Source organism: Klebsiella sp. GL120222-02, assembly GCF_003097195.1.
Taxonomy (GTDB): domain Bacteria; phylum Pseudomonadota; class Gammaproteobacteria; order Enterobacterales; family Enterobacteriaceae; genus Klebsiella; species Klebsiella variicola.
In genome coordinates, this window is record NZ_QEQO01000005.1 from 343,148 (window position 1) to 364,824 (window position 21,677).

At 56.0% G+C, this 21,677-nt stretch carries 21 protein-coding genes; 12 read left to right on the forward strand and 9 right to left on the reverse strand.

Annotated elements, in window-relative coordinates:
• The 8 genes from lpxA (at nt 1) to tilS (ending at nt 11,078) form a co-directional block, all read left to right on the forward strand.
• Nucleotides 1-789, forward strand: coding sequence for an acyl-ACP--UDP-N-acetylglucosamine O-acyltransferase (gene lpxA / locus N438_RS17570; protein WP_008807349.1), 789 nt, complete (start codon nt 1-3; stop codon nt 787-789).
• Nucleotides 789-1,940 carry a lipid-A-disaccharide synthase gene (lpxB, locus tag N438_RS17575; protein ID WP_008807348.1) on the forward strand — a complete coding sequence of 384 codons (1,152 nt, stop codon included), beginning with the start codon at nt 789-791 and terminating at the stop codon, nt 1,938-1,940. The genes lpxA and lpxB overlap by 1 nt, the downstream gene beginning before the upstream one ends.
• Nucleotides 1,937-2,536 carry a ribonuclease HII gene (gene rnhB, locus N438_RS17580; protein WP_087653320.1) on the forward strand — a complete coding sequence of 200 codons (600 nt, stop codon included), beginning with the start codon at nt 1,937-1,939 and terminating at the stop codon, nt 2,534-2,536. The genes lpxB and rnhB overlap by 4 nt, the downstream gene beginning before the upstream one ends.
• A gap of 17 nt (nt 2,537-2,553) precedes the next feature.
• Nucleotides 2,554-6,036 carry a DNA polymerase III subunit alpha gene (dnaE, locus tag N438_RS17585; RefSeq protein WP_008807346.1) on the forward strand — a complete coding sequence of 1,161 codons (3,483 nt, stop codon included), beginning with the start codon at nt 2,554-2,556 and terminating at the stop codon, nt 6,034-6,036.
• 12 nt (nt 6,037-6,048) lie between these two features.
• Nucleotides 6,049-7,008 (forward strand): acetyl-CoA carboxylase carboxyl transferase subunit alpha, encoded by a 960-nt coding sequence (accA, locus tag N438_RS17590; protein ID WP_008807345.1) that lies wholly within the window; start codon nt 6,049-6,051, stop codon nt 7,006-7,008.
• Between the two features lie 113 nt (nt 7,009-7,121).
• Nucleotides 7,122-9,275, forward strand: coding sequence for a lysine decarboxylase LdcC (locus N438_RS17595; RefSeq protein ID WP_004204462.1), 2,154 nt, complete (start codon nt 7,122-7,124; stop codon nt 9,273-9,275).
• Between the two features lie 46 nt (nt 9,276-9,321).
• The gene (locus N438_RS17600) at nt 9,322-9,711 is read left to right on the forward strand and encodes a VOC family protein (RefSeq protein WP_002889387.1); all 390 of its coding nucleotides are present in this window, start codon (nt 9,322-9,324) and stop codon (nt 9,709-9,711) included.
• Between the two features lie 53 nt (nt 9,712-9,764).
• Nucleotides 9,765-11,078, forward strand: a complete 1,314-nt coding sequence (tilS, locus tag N438_RS17605) for a tRNA lysidine(34) synthetase TilS (RefSeq protein ID WP_012542805.1) — start codon at nt 9,765-9,767, stop codon at nt 11,076-11,078.
• A 12-nt stretch (nt 11,079-11,090) separates the two neighbouring features.
• Here tilS and rof read toward each other — a convergent pair whose 3' ends face one another.
• Both rof and N438_RS17615 read right to left on the reverse strand, forming a co-directional pair.
• Nucleotides 11,091-11,351 carry a Rho-binding antiterminator gene (gene rof / locus N438_RS17610; RefSeq protein WP_002889424.1) on the reverse strand — a complete coding sequence of 87 codons (261 nt, stop codon included), beginning with the start codon at nt 11,349-11,351 and terminating at the stop codon, nt 11,091-11,093.
• Nucleotides 11,338-11,538, reverse strand: coding sequence for a YaeP family protein (locus tag N438_RS17615; RefSeq protein ID WP_002889429.1), 201 nt, complete (start codon nt 11,536-11,538; stop codon nt 11,338-11,340). The genes rof and N438_RS17615 overlap by 14 nt, the downstream gene beginning before the upstream one ends.
• A 196-nt stretch (nt 11,539-11,734) precedes the next feature.
• Here N438_RS17615 and N438_RS17620 point away from each other — a divergent pair, with 196 nt between their 5' ends.
• The 3 genes from N438_RS17620 to nlpE are packed head-to-tail and all read left to right on the forward strand — an operon-like array spanning nt 11,735 to nt 13,431.
• Nucleotides 11,735-12,280: a YaeQ family protein gene (locus N438_RS17620; RefSeq protein ID WP_012968902.1), complete on the forward strand. Its 546-nt coding sequence runs from the start codon at nt 11,735-11,737 to the stop codon at nt 12,278-12,280.
• Nucleotides 12,277-12,690, forward strand: a complete 414-nt coding sequence (gene arfB, locus N438_RS17625) for an alternative ribosome rescue aminoacyl-tRNA hydrolase ArfB (RefSeq protein ID WP_008807342.1) — start codon at nt 12,277-12,279, stop codon at nt 12,688-12,690. The genes N438_RS17620 and arfB overlap by 4 nt, the downstream gene beginning before the upstream one ends.
• Nucleotides 12,691-12,732: 42 nt before the next feature.
• On the forward strand, nt 12,733-13,431 hold the full coding sequence (nlpE, locus tag N438_RS17630; protein WP_109223497.1) for an envelope stress response activation lipoprotein NlpE: 699 nt from the start codon (nt 12,733-12,735) through the stop codon (nt 13,429-13,431).
• Between the two features lie 42 nt (nt 13,432-13,473).
• Here the strand turns inward: nlpE and N438_RS17635 are convergent, their stop codons facing one another.
• From N438_RS17635 to metN, 7 genes are all read right to left on the reverse strand, one after another.
• A complete protein-coding gene (locus tag N438_RS17635; RefSeq protein ID WP_116696391.1) occupies nt 13,474-14,718 on the reverse strand; it encodes a hypothetical protein in 1,245 nt (414 codons plus the stop codon).
• A gap of 206 nt (nt 14,719-14,924) precedes the next feature.
• Nucleotides 14,925-16,643, reverse strand: coding sequence for a proline--tRNA ligase (gene proS / locus N438_RS17640; RefSeq protein ID WP_049163063.1), 1,719 nt, complete (start codon nt 16,641-16,643; stop codon nt 14,925-14,927).
• Between the two features lie 113 nt (nt 16,644-16,756).
• Nucleotides 16,757-17,464, reverse strand: a complete 708-nt coding sequence (gene tsaA, locus N438_RS17645) for a tRNA (N6-threonylcarbamoyladenosine(37)-N6)-methyltransferase TrmO (RefSeq protein ID WP_065809819.1) — start codon at nt 17,462-17,464, stop codon at nt 16,757-16,759.
• On the reverse strand, nt 17,461-17,868 hold the full coding sequence (gene rcsF / locus N438_RS17650) for an Rcs stress response system protein RcsF (RefSeq protein ID WP_008807337.1): 408 nt from the start codon (nt 17,866-17,868) through the stop codon (nt 17,461-17,463). Before rcsF ends, tsaA begins: the two co-directional genes overlap by 4 nt.
• Nucleotides 17,869-17,975: 107 nt before the next feature.
• On the reverse strand, nt 17,976-18,791 hold the full coding sequence (metQ, locus tag N438_RS17655) for a methionine ABC transporter substrate-binding lipoprotein MetQ (protein WP_008807336.1): 816 nt from the start codon (nt 18,789-18,791) through the stop codon (nt 17,976-17,978).
• A gap of 43 nt (nt 18,792-18,834) precedes the next feature.
• On the reverse strand, nt 18,835-19,488 hold the full coding sequence (locus N438_RS17660) for a methionine ABC transporter permease MetI (protein ID WP_004204478.1): 654 nt from the start codon (nt 19,486-19,488) through the stop codon (nt 18,835-18,837).
• The gene (metN, locus tag N438_RS17665) at nt 19,481-20,512 is read right to left on the reverse strand and encodes a methionine ABC transporter ATP-binding protein MetN (RefSeq protein ID WP_012968897.1); all 1,032 of its coding nucleotides are present in this window, start codon (nt 20,510-20,512) and stop codon (nt 19,481-19,483) included. The genes N438_RS17660 and metN overlap by 8 nt, the downstream gene beginning before the upstream one ends.
• Before the next feature lie 188 nt (nt 20,513-20,700).
• On the opposite strand from metN, the gene gmhB reads away from it, so the two are divergent.
• Nucleotides 20,701-21,267, forward strand: a complete 567-nt coding sequence (gene gmhB, locus N438_RS17670; protein ID WP_008807333.1) for a D-glycero-beta-D-manno-heptose 1,7-bisphosphate 7-phosphatase — start codon at nt 20,701-20,703, stop codon at nt 21,265-21,267.
• Nucleotides 21,268-21,677: the final 410 nt, after the last annotated feature.

The window sequence follows — 21,677 nt, forward strand, 5'->3', positions numbered from 1 at the left end:
GTGATTGATAAAACCGCTTTTGTTCATCCTACCGCCATTGTAGAAGAAGGCGCCGTCATTGGTGCTAACGTTCACATTGGTCCGTTTTGTATTGTTGGCGCTAACGTCGAAATTGGCGAAGGCACCGTACTGAAGTCTCATGTCGTCGTTAACGGCCATACCAAAATCGGCCGTGACAATGAGATCTATCAGTTCGCTTCCATCGGCGAAGTTAACCAGGATCTGAAATATGCTGGCGAACCGACCCGGGTGGAAATTGGCGATCGCAACCGCATCCGCGAAAGCGTCACCATTCATCGCGGCACAGTACAGGGCGGTGGATTAACAAAGGTGGGCAACGATAACCTGCTGATGATCAACGCCCATGTGGCGCACGATTGTACGCTTGGCGATCGCTGCATTCTGGCCAATAACGCAACCTTGGCCGGTCACGTATCTCTGGATGATTTCGTCATCATCGGCGGCATGACCGCAGTACACCAGTTCTGCATCATCGGCGCACACGTCATGGTAGGCGGATGCTCCGGCGTGGCGCAGGACGTTCCGCCATTCGTGATTGCCCAGGGTAACCACGCGACGCCGTTTGGCGTCAACATCGAAGGGCTGAAACGCCGCGGCTTTAGCCGTGAGGCGATTACCGCGATTCGTAACGCGTATAAACTGCTGTACCGCAGCGGCAAAACGCTGGACGAAGCCAAACCGGAAATCGCCGAACTGGCGACTCAGCATCCTGAAGTTCAGCCGTTTGTTGATTTCTTTGCCCGTTCCACTCGCGGCTTGATTCGTTAATGGCTGAACCGCGTCCCCTGACGATTGCCCTGGTCGCCGGAGAAACCTCCGGCGATATTCTTGGTGCAGGCCTCATCCGGGCTCTCAAAGCGCGCATCCCTGACGCGCGCTTTGTCGGCGTGGCGGGGCCGCTGATGCAGGCGGAAGGGTGCGAAGCCTGGTACGAAATGGAAGAGCTGGCGGTGATGGGCATTGTTGAGGTGCTCGGTCGCTTACGCCGCCTCCTGCATATTCGCGCCGATCTTACCCGCCGCTTTGGCGAGCTGCGCCCCGATGTCTTCGTCGGCATCGACGCCCCTGACTTCAATATTACCCTCGAAGGGAATCTGAAAAAGCAGGGCATCAAAACGATTCACTACGTCAGCCCGTCGGTCTGGGCCTGGCGACAAAAACGCGTTTTCAAAATCGGCAGAGCGACCGACCTGGTGCTGGCTTTTCTGCCTTTCGAAAAAGCGTTTTATGACAAATTTAACGTCCCTTGCCGCTTTATCGGCCATACCATGGCGGATGCGATGCCGCTGGATCCTGACAAAGGCGCTGCGCGCGACCGGTTAGGGATCCCGCACAATGTGCGCTGTCTGGCGTTGCTGCCCGGCAGCCGCGGCGCGGAAGTCGAAATGCTCAGCGCGGACTTTCTGAAAACCGCGCAGTTGTTACGCGTCACTTATCCCGATTTGCAGGTGGTAGTGCCGCTGGTCAATGCCAAACGGCGGGAGCAGTTTGAGCGAATCAAAGCTGAGACGGCGCCGGATATGATCGTGCATATGCTGGACGGTCAGGCGCGCGATGCGATGATCGCCAGCGACGCCGCGCTGCTGGCCTCCGGGACGGCGGCGCTGGAGTGCATGCTGGCGAAGTGCCCGATGGTGGTTGGCTACCGCATGAAGCCGTTCACCTTCTGGCTGGCAAAGCGTCTGGTGAAAACCGACTACGTCTCCTTGCCGAATCTGCTGGCCGGTCGCGAGCTGGTCAAAGAGCTACTGCAGGATGAGTGCGAGCCGCAGGCGCTGGCCGCCGCCCTGCAGCCGCTGCTGGCCGATGGCAAAACCAGCCACGAGATGCATGAGACGTTCCGCGCGCTGCATCAGCAGATCCGCTGCAACGCCGATGAGCAGGCCGCGGACGCCGTACTGGAGTTAGCAAAACAATGATGGAGTTCGTCTATCCGCATACCCATCTGGTTGCCGGCGTTGATGAGGTTGGCCGCGGGCCGCTGGTTGGCGCGGTCGTGACCGCGGCGGTGATCCTCGATCCGGCGAAGCCGATTGTGGGTCTGAATGATTCCAAAAAACTCAGCGAAAAGCGTCGCCTGGCGCTGTGCGATGAGATTAAAGAGAAAGCGCTGTGCTGGAGCCTGGGGCGTGCCGAGCCGCACGAAATCGACGAGCTGAATATTCTGCATGCCACTATGCTGGCGATGCAGCGCGCCGTCGCCGGCCTGAGCATTGTTCCTGAGTTGGTCCTGATCGATGGCAACCGCTGTCCGTCGCTGCCGATGCCCTCTCTGGCGGTGGTGAAAGGCGACAGCCGGGTGGCAGAAATCAGCGCAGCGTCTATTCTGGCAAAAGTCACTCGTGACGCCGAAATGGCCACGCTGGACCTCGCATTTCCCCACTACGGATTTGCCCAGCATAAAGGCTATCCCACCGCTGTTCACCTGCAGAAGCTGCAGGAACACGGCGCAACAGAGCATCACCGGCGCAGTTTTGGTCCGGTGAAGCGTGCCCTGGGCCTGGCGTCCAACTAAGTCACCGGGATCTAAAGATGGCTGAACCACGTTTCGTACACCTGCGGGTGCACAGCGACTATTCCATGATCGATGGGCTGGCAAAGACCGGGCCACTGGTCAAGAAGGCGGCCTCGCTTGGCATGCCGGCGCTGGCGATCACCGATTTCACCAACCTGTGCGGGCTGGTGAAGTTCTACGGGACGGGACACGGCGCGGGTATTAAGCCGATTGTCGGCGCCGATTTTCACGTGCAGTGCGACCTGCTCGGCGATGAGTTTACCGAGCTGACCGTGCTGGCGGCGAACAACACCGGTTACCAGAACCTGACGCTGCTCATTTCCCGCGCCTATCAGCGCGGCTACGGCGCGCTGGGGCCGTGGATTGACCGCGACTGGCTGGTAGAACACCAGGAAGGGCTGATTCTGCTTTCCGGCGGCCGTAAAGGCGACGTCGGCGTTAGCCTGATCCGCGGCAATATGCCGTTAGTGGAACAGTGCGTCGCGTTCTATGAAGAGCATTTCCCGGACCGTTATTTTCTTGAGCTGATCCGCACCGGTCGTCAGGATGAAGAGGCCTATCTCCACGCCGCCGTGGCGCTGGCGGAAGCGCGCGGCCTGCCGGTGGTGGCGACCAACGATGTCCGCTTTCTCGACACCAGCGATTTCGACGCCCATGAAATCCGCGTCGCGATCCACGACGGCTTTACGCTCGACGACCCGAAACGGCCGCGCAACTACTCGCCGCAGCAATATATGCGCAGTGAGGAGGAGATGTGCGAGCTGTTCGCCGATATCCCGGAAGCGCTGGAGAACAGCGTCGAGATCGCCAAACGCTGCAACGTCACCGTGCGGCTTGGCGAATATTTCCTGCCGCAGTTCCCGACCGGCGATATGACCACGGAAGATTTCCTGGTCATGAAATCGAAAGAGGGTCTGGAAGAGCGGCTGGAATTTCTCTTCCCGGATCCTGCCGTCCGTGCTGAAAAGCGCCCGGAGTATGACCAGCGTCTGGATATTGAACTGCAGGTTATCAACCAGATGGGGTTCCCGGGCTACTTCCTGATCGTCATGGAGTTTATCCAGTGGTCGAAGGATAACGGCGTGCCGGTTGGCCCGGGCCGCGGTTCCGGCGCCGGCTCGCTGGTGGCCTACGCGCTGAAGATCACCGATCTTGATCCGCTGGAATTCGACCTGCTGTTCGAACGTTTCCTTAACCCGGAACGTGTCTCGATGCCCGACTTCGACGTCGATTTCTGCATGGAGAAACGCGACCAGGTTATTGAGCACGTGGCGGACATGTACGGCCGCGATGCGGTATCGCAGATCATCACCTTCGGTACCATGGCGGCGAAAGCGGTCATCCGCGATGTGGGCCGCGTGCTGGGTCATCCGTACGGCTTTGTCGACCGTATCTCCAAGCTGGTGCCGCCCGATCCGGGCATGACGCTGGCGAAAGCGTTTGAAGCCGAACCGCAGCTGCCGGAAATCTATGAGGCGGACGAAGAAGTTAAAGCGCTGATCGACATGGCGCGTAAGCTGGAAGGGGTGACGCGAAACGCCGGTAAACACGCCGGTGGGGTGGTTATCGCTCCCACTAAAATCACCGACTTTGCGCCGCTGTATTGCGATGAGCAGGGGCTGCATCCGGTTACCCAGTTTGACAAAAACGACGTGGAATACGCCGGGCTGGTAAAATTCGACTTCCTCGGTCTGCGTACGCTCACTATCATTAACTGGGCGCTGGAGATGATCAACAAGCGGCGGGCGAAAAACGGCGAAGGGCCGTTGGATATCGCCGCTATCCCGTTGGATGACAAGAAAAGCTTCGACATGCTGCAGCGCTCGGAAACCACCGCGGTCTTCCAGCTTGAATCGCGCGGCATGAAAGATCTGATTAAGCGTCTGCAGCCTGACTGCTTCGAAGATATGATCGCGCTGGTGGCCCTGTTCCGCCCGGGTCCGCTGCAGTCGGGGATGGTAGATAACTTTATCGACCGTAAGCACGGCCGCGAAGAGATTTCCTACCCGGACGTGCAGTGGCAGCATGAGAGCCTGAAACCGGTGCTGGAGCCGACCTACGGCATTATCCTGTATCAGGAACAGGTCATGCAGATTGCCCAGGTGCTCTCCGGTTATACCCTCGGCGGCGCGGATATGCTGCGCCGTGCGATGGGTAAGAAAAAACCGGAGGAGATGGCCAAGCAGCGTTCTATCTTTGAAGATGGGGCGAAGAAAAACGGCGTTGACGGCGAACTGGCGATGAAAATCTTCGACCTGGTGGAGAAATTCGCCGGTTACGGATTTAACAAGTCGCACTCCGCCGCCTACGCGCTGGTCTCCTACCAGACGCTGTGGCTTAAGGCGCACTATCCGGCTGAGTTTATGGCGGCGGTAATGACCGCCGATATGGACAACACCGAGAAGGTCGTTGGCCTGGTGGACGAGTGCTGGCGCATGGGGCTGAAAATTTTGCCCCCGGATATTAACTCCGGCCTGTACCATTTCCACGTTAACGACGACGGCGAGATTGTCTACGGCATCGGCGCCATCAAAGGCGTTGGCGAAGGGCCGATCGAAGCGATCATTGAGGCGCGCAACAACGGCGGTTATTTCCGCGAGCTGTTCGACCTCTGCGCGCGGACCGATATTAAAAAGCTCAACCGCCGGGTGCTGGAAAAACTGATTATGTCCGGGGCGTTCGATCGTCTCGGTCCGCATCGCGCGGCGCTGATGAACTCGCTGGGCGATGCGTTGAAAGCCGCCGACCAGCACGCGAAAGCGGAGGCTATTGGCCAGGCCGATATGTTCGGCGTACTGGCGGAAGAGCCTGAACAAATAGAACAGTCCTACGCCAGCTGCCAGCCATGGCCTGAGCAGGTGGTGCTGGATGGTGAAAGGGAAACCCTGGGGCTATACCTGACCGGGCACCCGATTAACCAGTACCTGAAAGAGATTGAGCGCTACGTCGGCGGCGTGCGGCTCAAAGACATGCATCCGACCGATCGTGGTAAAGTGACCACGGCGGCGGGGCTGGTGATTGCGGCGCGGGTAATGGTCACCAAGCGCGGCAATCGTATCGGCATCTGTACCCTGGATGACCGTTCCGGGCGTCTGGAGGTGATGTTGTTCACCGACGCGCTGGATAAATATCAGCAGTTGCTGGAAAAAGACCGCATACTTATCGTCAGCGGACAGGTCAGCTTTGATGACTTTAGCGGGGGGCTTAAAATGACCGCCCGCGAAGTCATGGACATTGACGAAGCCCGGGAAAAATATGCTCGCGGGCTTGCTATCTCGCTGACGGACAGGCAAATTGATGACCAGCTTTTAAACCGACTCCGTCAGTCTCTGGAACCCCACCGTTCGGGAACCATTCCAGTGCACCTCTACTATCAGAGGGCGGATGCACGCGCGCGGTTGCGTTTCGGCGCAACATGGCGCGTCTCTCCGAGCGATCGTTTACTTAACGATCTGCGTGGCCTTATCGGCTCGGAGCAGGTGGAACTGGAGTTTGACTAATACAGGAATACTATGAGTCTGAATTTCCTAGATTTTGAACAGCCGATTGCAGAGCTGGAAGCGAAAATCGATTCCCTGACTGCGGTAAGCCGTCAGGATGAGAAACTGGATATTAACATCGACGAAGAAGTGCATCGTCTGCGCGAGAAAAGCGTAGAGCTGACGCGCAAAATCTTCGCCGATCTCGGTGCATGGCAGGTTGCGCAACTGGCGCGCCACCCGCGCCGTCCTTATACCCTGGATTATGTCCGCCTGGCGTTCGACGAATTTGACGAACTGGCCGGTGACCGCGCCTACGCTGACGATAAAGCGATTGTCGGCGGTATCGCGCGTCTTGATGGTCGTCCGGTGATGATTATCGGCCACCAGAAAGGTCGCGAAACCAAAGAGAAGATCCGTCGCAACTTTGGTATGCCGGCCCCGGAAGGCTACCGCAAAGCGCTGCGCCTGATGGAAATGGCCGAGCGGTTTAAAATGCCGATCATCACCTTCATCGACACCCCTGGCGCCTACCCGGGCGTCGGCGCGGAAGAGCGTGGCCAGTCGGAAGCGATTGCCCGCAACCTGCGTGAGATGTCGCGTCTGAGCGTGCCGGTTATCTGCACCGTGATCGGCGAAGGCGGCTCCGGCGGCGCGCTGGCGATTGGCGTGGGCGACAAGGTCAATATGCTGCAGTACAGCACCTATTCGGTGATTTCGCCGGAAGGCTGCGCGTCCATTCTGTGGAAAAGCGCGGATAAAGCACCGCTGGCCGCGGAAGCGATGGGTATCGTCGCACCGCGTCTGAAAGAGCTGAAGCTGATTGATTCTATCGTTCAGGAACCGTTGGGCGGCGCGCACCGCAACCCGGAAGCAATGGCAGCGAGCCTGAAAGCGCAGCTGCTGGCAGACCTGGCCGATCTCGATCTGCTCAGCGAAGAAGAGCTGCTGAACCGCCGCTATCAGCGTCTGATGAGCTACGGTTACGCCTAAGTTTTCCGCTAGCGAAAAACACTAAGGGCCGGATTTTCCGGCCCTTTTTTTGTGTGCGATGCGCCCAGGGGATTGCTATGATGCTTGACTTAGGTGAATACCAGGAGGAAAGCGTGAATATTATCGCCATCATGGGGCCTCACGGCGTCTACCACAAAGACGAGCCGATCAAAGAACTGGAAGCGGCGCTGCAGCGCCAGGGCTTCCAGACCATCTGGCCGCAAAACAGCGCCGACCTGCTGCAGTTTATTGAGCACAACCCGCGCATCTGCGGGGTGATCTTCGACTGGGATGAATACAGCGTCGATCTGTGCAGCGATATCAATCAGCTCAATGAATATCTGCCCCTGTACGCCTTTATTAATGCCCACTCGACGATGGACGTCAGCAGTCAGGATCTGCGTATGACGCTGTGGTTCTTCGAATATGCGCTGGGACTCTCCGAAGAGATCGCCACCCGCATTGGGCAGTATACCCGCGAGTACCTGGACAATATCACCCCGCCGTTTACCCGCGCGCTGTTTAACTATGTACAGGAGGGGAAGTATACCTTTTGTACACCGGGCCATATGGGCGGTAGCGCCTATCAGAAAAGCCCGGTGGGCTGCCTGTTCTATGATTTCTTTGGCGGAAATACGCTGAAGGCGGATGTCTCGATTTCGGTCACCGAGCTGGGCTCCCTGCTGGATCATACCGGCCCGCATCTGGAGGCGGAGGAGTATATTGCCCGCGCCTTTGGCGCTGAACAGAGCTACATGGTGACCAATGGCACCTCGACGTCCAACAAAATTGTCGGTATGTACTCGGCGCCCGCCGGCAGCACGCTGCTGATTGACCGTAACTGTCACAAATCACTGGCCCACCTGCTGATGATGAGCGATGTGGTTCCCTTGTGGCTGAAGCCGACCCGCAACGCGTTGGGGATCCTCGGCGGTATCCCCCGGCGCGAATTTACCCGCGACAGCATTCAGCAGAAAGTGCGCGACACGGGCGGGGCGCAGTGGCCCGTGCATGCGGTGATCACCAACTCCACCTACGATGGTCTGCTCTATAACACCACCTGGCTTAAGGAGACGCTCGACGTCCCGTCGATCCATTTCGATTCCGCCTGGGTGCCCTATACCCATTTCCATCCGATATATCAGGGGAAAAGCGGCATGAGCGGTGAGCGGATCCCCGGAAAAGTCATCTTCGAGACGCAGTCCACGCATAAGATGCTGGCCGCGCTGTCGCAGGCCTCGCTGATCCACATTAAGGGCAACTATGATGAAGAGACCTTTAATGAAGCCTTTATGATGCATACCTCGACGTCGCCGAGCTATCCCATCGTCGCGTCAATTGAGACCGCGGCGGCGATGTTGCGCGGTAACTCCGGTAAGCGCCTGATTCAGCGCTCCATTGAGCGGGCGCTGGACTTCCGCAAAGAGGTGCAGCGACTGCGCGAGGAGTCGGACGGCTGGTTCTTTGATATCTGGCAGCCGGAAGCGGTGGATAAAGCCGAGTGCTGGCCGGTGGCGCCTGGCGAAGACTGGCACGGTTTCAAAGATGCCGATGCGGATCATATGTATCTCGATCCGGTGAAGGTCACCATTCTGACGCCGGGCATGGACGAGCAGGGGAATATGGATGAAGAGGGGATCCCGGCGGCGCTGGTGGCGAAGTTCCTCGACGAGCGGGGCGTGGTGGTGGAAAAAACGGGCCCCTACAACCTGCTGTTCCTGTTCAGCATCGGTATTGATAAAACCCGGGCGATGGGGCTGCTGCGCGGTCTGACCGAGTTCAAACGCGCCTACGATCTTAATCTGCGGGTGAAAAATATGTTGCCGGATCTGTACGCGGAAGATCCCGACTTCTACCGCAACATGCGGATCCAGGATCTGGCACAGGGGATCCACCGCTTGATCCGTCAGCACCAGCTGCCGCAGCTGATGCTCAGCGCCTTTGACGTCCTGCCGGAAATGAAAATGACGCCGCATCACGCCTGGCAGCGCCAGATTAAGGGTGAGGTGGAAACCATTGAACTGGAGAACCTGGTCGGCCGGATTTCGGCCAACATGATCCTCCCTTATCCGCCGGGCGTACCGCTGCTGATGCCGGGAGAGATGATCACGGAGGAGAGCCGGGCAGTGCTCGATTTCCTGCTGATGCTCTGCTCTATCGGCCGTCATTATCCGGGGTTTGAGACCGATATTCACGGGGCGAAGCGCGATGAGGACGGCGTGTATCGGGTACGAGTCTTAAAAAATGACGAAAGGCTTGCGCGTTAACGGCGCGCACGAGTAACGTGGCTGGCTTAACAGAAGGAGTTTGACCATGCTGGGTTTGAAACGGGTTCACCATATTGCCATCATTGCGACTGACTACGCCCGCAGTAAAGCGTTCTATTGCGATATTCTGGGGTTTACGCTGCAAAGTGAGTTCTATCGCGCCGAGCGCGACTCCTGGAAGGGCGATCTGGCGCTCAATGGCGAGTACGTGATTGAGCTGTTCTCGTTCCCCTTTCCCCCGGCCCGCCCCAGTCGCCCCGAAGCCTGCGGGCTGCGTCATCTGGCCTTTAGCGTGGATGATATCGACGCCGCGGTAGCGCATCTGACGGCGCATGGCGTCGAGTGCGAAGCGATTCGCGTCGATCCCTTTACCGGCAAACGCTTTACCTTCTTTAGCGATCCGGACGACCTGCCGCTGGAAATATATCAGCAGTAAACCTTGCCAGCGCGACCCTGGCCCGGTAACGTGCCGGGCCATCACTTCTCGGTATGTTCGTGGATATGACGGCTGATATTGCGCATACGCTTCATCCCCATCGCCAGCTGCTGGTGGCCTTCAGCGGCGGTCTGGATTCGACGGTTCTCCTGCACCAGCTGGTGCTGCTGCGGGAACAGGATCCCTCGCTGACGCTGCGGGCGGTGCATGTTCACCACGGCCTGAGCGCCCATGCAGACGACTGGGTGGCGCATTGTCGGCAGATTTGCCAGCAGTGGCAGGTGCCGCTGGTGGTGCATCATGTGACGTTAGCCAGGGGCGGTCTCGGCGTGGAGGCCCATGCCCGTGCGGCGCGCTATCAGGCCTTTCAGGATACGCTCAATGCCGGCGAGGTGTTAGTGACCGCTCAGCACCAGGATGACCAGTGCGAAACGCTGCTGCTGGCGTTAAAACGCGGCAGCGGTCCTACTGGTCTGTCGGCGATGGCGCCATCCTCTGCCTTTGCCGACAGTCGACTACTGCGTCCTCTCCTCAATGAAACCCGCGAATCGCTACGCCAGTGGGCGCTCGCCCATCAGCTGTCGTGGATTGAAGATGAGAGTAATCAGGACGATACCTATGACCGCAACTTTCTGCGCCTGCGGGTGATCCCGGTCCTGCGCGAGCGCTGGCCGCACTTTAGCGAGGCCGTTGCCCGCAGCGCCAGCCTGTGCGCCGAGCAGGAACAACTGCTGGACGAAATGCTGGCGGCGGAGCTGGCGTCGCTGGTGGCCGAAGATGGCTCGCTGTCTATCACGCCGCTGACGTCGATGAGCCCACCCCGTCGCGCGGCGCTGCTGCGTCGCTGGCTCGCCGGGCATCAGGCGCCGATGCCGGCCCGGGAGGTGCCAGAGCGCCTCTGGCATGAGGTGGCGCTGGCGCGGGAAGATGCCAGCCCTTGTCTGCGGCTCGGGGATTTTACCGTCCGCCGTTTTCAACAGCGTTTGTACTGGGTGAAGTATCTTCCCGGCCAGACGGAAAGTGTCCAGCACTGGCCCGACTGGCGCCAGCCGCTGCGGCTGGCAGACGGTCTCGGCGAGCTGATGCTGCAGCCCGGCGGCAGGCTGCGCCCGCCGTCTGCGGATGAGCCGGTCACTGTCCGCTTTCGCGCCAGCGGCCATCTGCATATCGTCGGACGCCACGGCGGACGTAAGCTGAAGAAGATCTGGCAGGAGCTGGGCGTTCCTCCCTGGCGACGAGACACTACGCCGCTGCTGTTTTACGGCGAAACGCCGATCGCTGCAGCGGACGATCTGTTTGTGACCACCGAAGGTGAAGTGAAGGACGGGGAAGGGGTCAGGCTGTCATGGAGGAAAACGGGCGGTTAAGCCCGTTTTGATTCAGGATTCGCTCACCACCACGGTGCCGATTTCCGGGTGACTGAAGCTGGCGATTTTATCCAGGCGCAGCTCGCGGACGTTGCCGGCGAGTTCGACCACCAGATACTCGATATTTTTACGCGAGATTAGATCGCTGGCCTTTGCCTGCAGCTGTTCGCCATCCTTCAGCGCCAGCGTCAGCACCAGGTGATGCTGGCAAGCCAGTTCCAGGTTGTCGTAATCATCGCAGTTAATGGGTTGATAAGTATCATTCATTGACATAATCGCTCACCAGTAAGTTTGCTGCCGCATAAGCGGCCTTTTCCCTGACTGACTCCGAAAGGGCCTCATCCGCCGCAATCTCATTCAATACTTTCAACACGCAACCCAGCGCATCCGGGATATACCCTAAGTCTCCGCTGGCTATTTCCGCATACCGCTTGCGTATTAACTCACAATAGTGGTCCACATGCCCTCCTGTCAGCGTTCTGACTCAACCGTGGGATGCAAGTTTAAGCCTACGAAGATAAACTCTGTTTAGCAAGGGAACTATATCATAGTCATTTAAGCAATTTCAGCAGGATGAAACAGGTTGCTGCGATTGACGACAGCCTTTTGCCGCCAGTTTCGCTACAATGTCCGCCATTCTTTTCAGGAGTTTATTCATGGCGCTGAAAGCGACAATATATAAAGCTGCGGTAAATGTAGCCGATCTGGATCGCAACCAGTTTCTGGATGCTAACCTGACGCTGGCGCAGCACCCCTCGGAAACCCAGGAGCGCATGATGCTGCGCCTGCTGGCGTGGATCAAATATGCCGATGAACGGCTGCAGTTTACCCGCGGCCTGTCGTCGGACGACGAGCCGGAGCTGTGGCTGCTTAACGATCATCTCGGGGTCGATCTGTGGATCGAACTGGGTCTGCCGGATGAGCGGCGGATTAAGAAAGCCTGCTCACGGGCGCAGGCGGTAGCGCTGTTTGCCTATAATAGCCGGGCCGCTGAAATCTGGTGGCAGCAGAATCAGAACAAGCTTGCGGCGTACCCGAAGTTGACCATCTGGTATCTTGATGACGCGCAACTGGCGCAGCTTAGCGCCTTTGCCGACCGTACCATGACACTGCAGGCCACTCTGCAGGACGGTAGTATCTGGTTATCCGATGCTCGGAATAATCTGGAAATTCATTTGACGTCCTGGCAAGCACCGGCATGATTACCATTAGCCGCAGCGTGACCCTTGCCGATAACGAGGTCACGCTGGAAGGTATTCGTGCCCAGGGGGCCGGGGGCCAGCATGTGAACAAAGCGTCGACGGCAATCCATCTGCGCTTTGATATTAAAGCTTCAAGCCTGCCGGAGTTTTACAAAGAGCGCCTGCTCGCCGCCAGGCACCACTTAATTTCTGCTGACGGTGTGGTTATCATTAAGGCTCAGGAATACCGCAGCCAGGAGATGAACCGCGAAGCGGCGATTGCCCGGCTGGTGGCCCTCATAAAAGAATTAACCGCAGTGCAAAAAAGTCGCCGGGAGACGCGACCGACTCGGGCATCCAAAGAGCGACGCCTTGCTTCCAAGGCACAGAAGTCCTCAGTCAAGGCGCTGCGTGGGAAAGTTCGCCAGTGAAGACGTCGGCGAACGGGTGAAATGGATGATAAGGAAAGCAAAGTGAAGAAAATCGTATTCTCCGTGATAGCGGCCTGCTCGCTGTTCGCGCTGTTTGGTTGTAACCATCGCGCCGAGACTGACACCGTACAGCCAGCGGCGATGGAAGAGCTCAAACCGATGCAGCAAAGCTGGCGTGGGGTGCTGCCTTGCGCGGATTGTGAAGGTATCGACACCTCGCTGTTCCTGGAAAAAGACGGTACCTGGGTGATGAACGAGCACTACCAGGGCGCTCGTCGTGAACCGTCATCTTTTGCCTCTTATGGCACCTGGGCTCGCACAGCGGATAAACTGGTGCTGACCGACAGCAAAGGCGAGAAATCATATTTTCGCGCGAAGGGCGACAAGCTTGAGATGCTTGACCGCAACGGGAGCCCCGTTCAGTCTCCTCTCAATTATACCCTGGAGCCGGTGAAGGCCAGCCTGCCGACCACCCCGATGGCGATGCGCGGCATGTATTTCTATATGGCCGATGCGGCAACCTTTACCGATTGCGCGACCGGTAAACGCGTCGCGGTGGCGAACAATGCCCAGCTTGAGCGGGATTATGCCGCCGCGCGCGGAACCGATACGCGCCCGGTGCTGCTGGTGGTTGAAGGACATTTCACCCTTGAAGCGAACCCCGATACCGGCGAGATGATGAAAACGCTAATGACGGATAAAGACAGTAAATTTATTCCGGGTAAAGACTGCGGTAATTAATTTGTCGTCCCCCTGCCCGCGGTATCGGGCAGGGGGCGATGGTTATCGTCCCCTGCGAGCAATGTAAAATCCGCCTAAATGACTATCAGCATCTTCTGTTGGAATATATTGGGAGATGACATAGTCTTCATTATCGTAGCGGAGGTAATAAGGGTACTTCAGCCCTTCGACAGGTAAAATGCGCTCCGTTGTTTTCTGGCTAATGTCGGTTTTCCAGATGCAAGCCAACCCGCCATCATTGTCAAAAAAGAAACTATTTTTGTCTCCCCAGGCGTAGTTGCGAGAGTAACTCCAACCGTCTTCTTTACCTTCGACGGTTGATAAAAATACGTTCACGCTAAGGTCTGGACGATCGTATGGGAAGTAATAAACACCGTCATATTGATGTGGAATGGTCCCTTCACCTGAGGCTAACCGCCAATGTCCGTCTGGAGAACGTAACTCGCTGTCACAGGAGAATTGACCGCAGTATCCTGTCCAGGTTTTTTCTTTATCCATATTCGCGGGTGGTGAAATGGGGATGGGGTTAGATATTTCGCTGCCATTGACTTCAATTTTATAATATTCGGAGATAAATTTTTGATGAGTGGTATCGTATATATTAGAAACTTGATAGGTAAAACCATTGCTATCACGCTTAACGAGGGTGATTTCTGGTGTTGACTCTGAATCTCCGTTGTAAGAGTCAATGATATAAGATCTTGCGGTCATATCGGATATTAATACGAGATAGGTACCATAATCGCCTCTAATGGTAAATATAAGCGCAAGATTATTATTGACAATCAAGTGCGTTAATATATTCCAGTCACCGCTATCGATATCGAAACTACGTTCTTTTTGCGCAAAGTCGAAGAGTTTTTTTACCTGCCAAGGGTTATCCCGAATAACAAAGCCATTTTTATTTTTCATTTCACCTTCAAATGGCTTATCGAGCAGAGACGCTGGAAAAACTTCAGGTAAAGAGTGAAAGGCTTCAATGCTGCTGAGTTCCGAGTTACGCAACAGATATTTCTGCTTAATACATTCAACGTCGGCCTTGCAGGAGTTGCGTTCCTTGAGCCATTTTGTTTGCCCTGACTGCACCGTTTCTTTGGACAAGGTGTTATTGATCGCATTTATGAACAGCTGATTGGCAACGTTATCTATACCGCTCAGATAGGGGGTCTGGCAGATCGTTTTTTCCGTTTCATTTAGCGTATCCAGTGCGCAGTTAAAACCCGCAGCGTGAACGCTAACCTGAAGAGACAGTAGCGTTAATGCACATAATGTGAATCTGCTTTTCATAAATCAATATAATCCTTTATATTGTATTGCTTATGTAATTTGATGGTGAATGTAATTATTGCCATCTATTATTTAATAATTAAGCGAGGCTAATTATTTACTACTTTATATAATATTAATGTACAAATTACGCGATAGTCTTGCAATATGACTTTTGATGACAGCGAGAAAAAAAGGCCCTGATATTTATCAGGGCCTTGCGGTGATTAACCTTTAATTTGCTGCACCAGGTAGTTCACGATATCCCCGGTCTTAATCAGCTGCTTCTCGCCGTTGCGACGATGTTTGTATTCAATATCATCGTTATCGAGGTTCCGATCGCCCAACACGATGGTGTGCGGAATACCGATCAGTTCCATATCGGCGAACATCACGCCCGGACGCTCTTTACGGTCGTCCATCAGCACATCGATGCCGTGCGCACGCAGCTCGGCGTACAGCTTCTCGGCCAGCTCCTGCACGCGATAGGACTTGTGCATATTCATCGGCAGAATTGCCACCTGGAACGGCGCGATGGCGTCTGGCCAGATAATCCCGCGATCGTCAAAGTTCTGCTCGATAGCGGCGGCCACCACACGGGTCACCCCAATACCGTAGCAACCCATGGTCAGGATCTGGTTACGGCCATCTTCGCCCTGAACTGCGGCATTCATCGCCTGAGAGTACTTAGTACCCAGCTGGAAGATGTGGCCCACTTCGATACCGCGCTTGATAAGCAGAGTACCCTTGCCGTCCGGGCTCGGATCGCCGGCAACGACGTTACGAATATCAGCAACTTCCGGAGTCGCGACGTCGCGATCCCAGTTGATGCCGAAGTAGTGTTTGCCATCGATGTTAGCGCCAGCGGCGAAATCGCTCATTACCGCGACGGTACGGTCGATAACCACCGGGATCGGCAGGTTCACCGGACCCAGGGAGCCCGGACCCGCTTTCACCAGAGCGCGGATCTCTTCTTCGGTGGCGAAGGTCAGCGGGCTGGCGACCTGCGGCAGTTTTTCCGCTTTCACTTCGTTCAGCTCGTGATCGCCGCGCACCAGCAGGGCAACCAGCGGGGAGGCGCTACCTTCAACCGCTTTCACCAGCAGGGTCTTCACGGTTTTTTCGATCGGCAGGTCGAACTGCTCAACCAGCTCGGCGATGGTTTTGGCGTTCGGCGTATCAACCAGGGTCATCTCCTGGGTGGCGGCTGCGCGCGGCTCTTTTGGCGCAACGGCTTCCGCAAACTCGATGTTTGCCGCGTAGTCGGAGCTGTCGGAGAAGATCACATCGTCTTCGCCGCTCTGCGCCAGCACCTGGAATTCATGAGAGGCGCTGCCGCCGATAGAACCGGTGTCAGCCTGTACCGCACGGAAATCCAGCCCCATACGACTGAAGATTTTGCTGTAAGCGGTATACATCGCGTCGTAGGTTTCCTGCAGCGATTCCTGAGAGGTATGGAAAGAGTAAGCATCTTTCATCAGGAATTCACGGGAGCGCATCACGCCGAAACGCGGGCGCACTTCGTCGCGGAATTTGGTCTGGATCTGATAGAAGTTCAGCGGCAGCTGCTTATAGGAGTTCAGCTCGTTGCGGATCAGATCGGTAATGACCTCTTCGTGGGTTGGTCCGAGGACGAACGGGCGATCGCCGCGATCGGCAATGCGCAGCAGTTCCGGGCCATATTGCTCCCAGCGACCGCTCTCCTGCCACAGTTCAGAAGGCTGAACGACCGGCATTAACACCTCGATCGCACCGGCATTATTCATTTCTTCACGCACGATGTTTTCGACTTTTTTCAGGACGCGCACGCCGGTCGGCAGCCAGGTGTATAACCCGGAGGCCAGCTTGCGGATCATCCCGGCGCGCAGCATCAGCTGGTGGCTGATTACCTCGGCGTCGGCAGGTGTCTCCTTCAGAGTGGAGAGCAGATATTGGCTAGTACGCATGTTGTAACGGTTCCAGTTAAACGAGCGGAACAGGCTGGTTGCCCAGCCTGAAACAAAAAAAGTGGTTTAGTTTACCAGTGTGGCAAAGATGCCAAAAGAGAGGAAAAATAAAATTAGCGCGCTTCGAGGGCAAAGACTTCAAAACCAGAGGCAATCACCCGCCAGCGGACGTTGAAATCCAGCAACCAGACGGCATAATTTTTTCCTGCTTCTTCCTCTTTACGGTAGGCCGGGCGCGGATCCTGCGCCAATACTTCGCGGATAAACGCTTTGATATGCGGGTAGCGTTTTTCCAGGGTCAGTAACTGTGCTTCTGTTTCCGGTGTAAAACTGACGTTCATACCCGCCAGCGGCGCCTGTTGCGCATAGCTGGCGCTGGCGTTCGGCAGGGCTTCGGCGAAGGGAAGATACGGTTTGATGTCGACTACCGGGGTTCCGTCAACGAGATCGAGGCTACCGAGTTCCAGGATCACCTGATCCTTCTGACAACGAATGCCTTTCAGCTCAACCAGCGACATGCCGATGGGGTTGGGGCGAAACGTCGAACGGGTGGCGAAGACGCCCATCCGCGCATTGCCTCCCAGTCGGGGAGGGCGCACCGTCGGACGCCAACCGCCTTCCATGGTCTGATGAAACACAAACAGGATCCACAGATGGCTGAAGTTTTCCAGGCCTCGCACGGCGTCGGCCTGGTTGTAGGGCGCAACCAGATGCAGTTCTCCGCCGCCGTGTTTCACCAGACCAGGCTGGCGAGGAACGGCAAATTTCTCTTTATACGGCGAGCGGATAACGCCTATCTGCGCGAACTGGAATGCACTCATTGTGCCGAAACGTTAAGCGCCGAGCCCAGACAAACCGCCTGACGGTAGCAGCCTGGCGTGCCGCTGGTCACTTCGCAGCGGTGAAGCAGGACGGCATTGGCTTTCATGCGTGCCGCATTCACCTGCAGACGCTTGCGGGCGGTTGGGATGTTCGGCGGAGAATCCTGATTTGAGGCCTGGCATGACTCACCAGTCACTTCACCCAGATCGCGGAACGGTTTTCCCACCAGCTCTGACGCATCGGTATAAATACGTACCGGCGCCGGACGGGTTGCGCGTGGTTTGCTCGGCTCAGATTTAACCGGGGGGGTTGCAGTGCTTTGAACAGGTTCAACGGGGGATCTGCTTAGCATGGAACAACCGCTTAACATGAGTGCTAACAAACAGACCGGTAAAGCACGCATAGTATTTCCTCAATGAATAAAAAACAGGGCGTTATTGAATCAGGTGCTTGCATAAATGACAAGACGGGCGTGAAGCCCGTCCTGAATGATATTACGGTGAGAAAAGATTACCAGCCTTTCACTGCGCCGCCGTTAAAGATCTTGTTCGCCGCTTCGTAAACTTCATCGCTCTGGTAAGCCTGAACGAATTTCTTCACATTCTCAGCATCTTTATTGTCTTCACGCGCCACAATCAGGTTCACGTAAGGAGACTCTTTGCCTTCAACAAAGATACCGTCTTTCGCCGGGGTCAGGCCAATCTGGCTGGCGTAAGTGGTGTTGATGACGGCCAGCGCAATCTGTGCGTCGTCCAGCGAACGCGGCAGCTGTGGCGCTTCCAGTTCAACAATTTTCAGGTTTTTCGGGTTCTCGACGATATCCAGCGAGGTCGGCAGCAGGCCCACGCCGTCTTTCAGTTTGATCAGACCCACCTGCTGCAGCAGCAGCAGGGAACGGCCGAGGTTAGTCGGATCGTTCGGGACGGCGATCTGCGAGCCCGGCTGCAGTTCGTCCAGCGATTTGATTTTCTTCGAGTAACCCGCGATCGGATAGACGAAGGTGTTGCCAACGGAGACCAGCTTATAGCCACGGTCTTTAATCTGCTGGTCGAGATACGGTTTATGCTGGAAGGCGTTCACGTCGATATCGCCTTTGCTTAGCGCTTCGTTTGGCAGCACGTAATCGTTGAAGGTCACCAGCTCAACATCGAGACCATACTTCTCTTTTGCCACTTTCTGCGCAACTTCAGCGACCTGCTGTTCCGCCCCGACGATAACGCCGACTTTAATATGATTCGGATCTTTTTCATCCTGACCGCAACCCACCAGCGCCAGAGAACCGATTAACGCGCCAACTGCCGCAAAGGTTTTGAAATTAAAGGCCATGTTATTTCCTTCCTGTAAGAATGAGTGTTGTCTGCCAATAACGTTATTTATGAGTCACAGCCCGGACGATACGATCGCCAGAGAATTGAATTAAATAAACCAGAATAACCAGTAACACCAGTACGGTATTCATCACCGTTGCGTTGTAGCCGATATAACCGTACTGATAACCAATCTGCCCCAGACCACCGGCGCCCACCGCGCCGCCCATGGCGGAGTAGCCTACCAGGGTAATAAGAGTGATGGTGGCGGCGTTGACCAGCCCCGGCAGCGCTTCAGGCAGCAGAACCTTGCGGACGATCTGCAGCGGTGTGGCGCCCATCGCGCGGGAAGCTTCGATGAGCCCGGTCGGGATCTCCAGCAGGGCGTTCTCCACCATGCGGGCGATAAACGGCGCGGCGCCCACCGTCAGCGGAACGATTGCCGCCTGCAGGCCGATCGAGGTGCCGACGATTACGCGGGTAAACGGGATCATCCAGACCAGCAGGATAATGAACGGGATGGAACGGAAAATGTTCACCAGCGCCGACAGAGTACGGTACAGTTTGGCATTGGCGACGATTTGCCCCGGCCGGGTCACATACAGCAGCACGCCCACCGGCAGACCAAGGACAAAACCGAAGAAGCCGGAGACAAAGGTCATTGCCAGCGTTTCCCATACGCCGCGCAACAGCAGCCACATCATTGCCTCAGACATAACCCAATACCTCTACTTTTACATGATGTTCCTGCAGCCAGGCGATGGCCGCCTGAGTGTCTTCCTGTGTACCGTGCATTTCGGTGAGCATGATGCCGAACTTCACCCCGCCGGCATAATCCATCTGCGCGCTGATAATGTTGTTATTCACATTGAAGCGACGCGCGGTTTCAGAGAGCAGCGGCGCATCGACGGAGTGGCCGGTAAATTCCATACGCAGCATCGGCACGCTATCCGCTGCGGCGGTAGATTTCAGGCGCGCCTGGTAGTCATCCGGAATATCGAGGTGCAGCGTGGACTGAATAAACTGCTGGGCCAGCGGCGTCTTCGGATGGGAGAAGACTTCGCTCACCGTATCCTGCTCGATCAGTTGACCGTTGCTAATGACCGCCACGCAGTCGCAGATGCGTTTCACCACATCCATTTCGTGGGTGATCAGCAGAATGGTCAGTCCCAGACGCCGGTTAATGTCTTTCAGCAGTTCGAGAATGGAACGGGTGGTGGCCGGGTCGAGGGCGCTGGTGGCTTCATCGCACAGCAATACCTTCGGGTTGCTGGCCAGCGCGCGGGCAATAGCGACGCGCTGTTTCTGGCCACCGGAGAGATTAGCCGGGTAGCTGTCGTGCTTATCACCCAGGCCGACGAGATCCAGCAGCTCCGTCACACGACGTTTGATTTCTGCCTGCGGGGTGTTATCCAGTTCCAGGGGCAACGCGACGTTGCCGAAAACGGTCCGGGAGGCCAGCAGGTTAAAATGCTGGAAAATCATGCCAATCTGACGGCGCGCACGGGTTAGCTCTTTTTCCGACAGTGCAGTCAATTCCTGACCGTCAACCTGTACGCTGCCCTCGGTCGGGCGCTCCAGCAGGTTGACGCAGCGAATCAGCGTACTTTTACCGGCGCCGGAGGCACCGATGACGCCATAAATTTGTCCGGCAGGGACATGCAGGCTGACGTTATTCAGCGCCTGAATGCTGCGATTCCCCTGCTGGAACACTTTGGTGATATTGGAAAGTTTAATCATCAGTTATTTATTATCGTTTAGCCGTTTGCCGTGGCATTTTCTTCTGCCGTATCCAGGCGATGCCTGTCAATGAAATGGATGTTAAGGCATCCAGACGTCTAAATCAATCTGACTCTTTATAATGAGCACTTTCTTGCATGCTGAAACATGCGATACTAACGGCACTAGCCTTTTTCAGGAGCAAACCGGTGGCAAAGTCAGTACCCGCAATTTTTCTCGACCGTGACGGCACTATTAATGTCGATCATGGCTACGTCCACGAAATCGACAATTTTGAATTTATCGATGGCGTCATTGACGCGATGCGCGAACTAAAAGAGATGGGCTATGCGCTGGTGCTGGTCACTAACCAGTCCGGTATTGCTCGCGGTAAATTTACCGAAGCCCAGTTTGAAACGCTGACCGAGTGGATGGACTGGTCTCTGGCCGATCGTGGCGTCGACCTGGACGGTATCTACTATTGCCCGCATCACCCGCAGGGTGCGGTGGAAGAGTACCGTCAGACCTGTGATTGTCGTAAACCGCATCCGGGGATGCTGATCTCCGCCCGCGATTATCTGCATATCGATATGGCTTCTTCCTATATGGTAGGGGACAAACTGGAAGATATGCAGGCTGCTGCGGCGGCAGATGTCGGTACTAAAGTGCTGGTGCGTACCGGTAAGCCCCTGACTGAAGAAGCGGAAAAAGCGGCTGACTGGGTGCTAAATAGCCTGGCAGAGCTGCCTGCGGCGATTAAAAAGCAGCAAAAATAAGCGTTGCGTTTAAAAGATGAGCGGTTGAAATAAAATTGTATTTTTCCGCTTGTCATTCCCGGAGAGCTCCCTATAATGCGCCTCCATCGACACGGCGGATGTGAATCACTTCACACAAACAGCCGGTTCGGTTGAAGAGAAAAATCCTGAAATTCAGGGTTGACTCTGAAAGAGGAAAGCGTAATATACGCCACCTCGCGACAGAGCGCTAAAGCGCGTCGCAACTGCTCTTTAACAATTTATCAGACAATCTGTGTGGGCACTCAAAGTGACATGGATTCTTAACGTCCTCGGACGAAAAATGAATACCAAGTCTCTGAGTGAACATACGTAATTCATTACGAAGTTTAATTCACGAGCATCAAACTTAAATTGAAGAGTTTGATCATGGCTCAGATTGAACGCTGGCG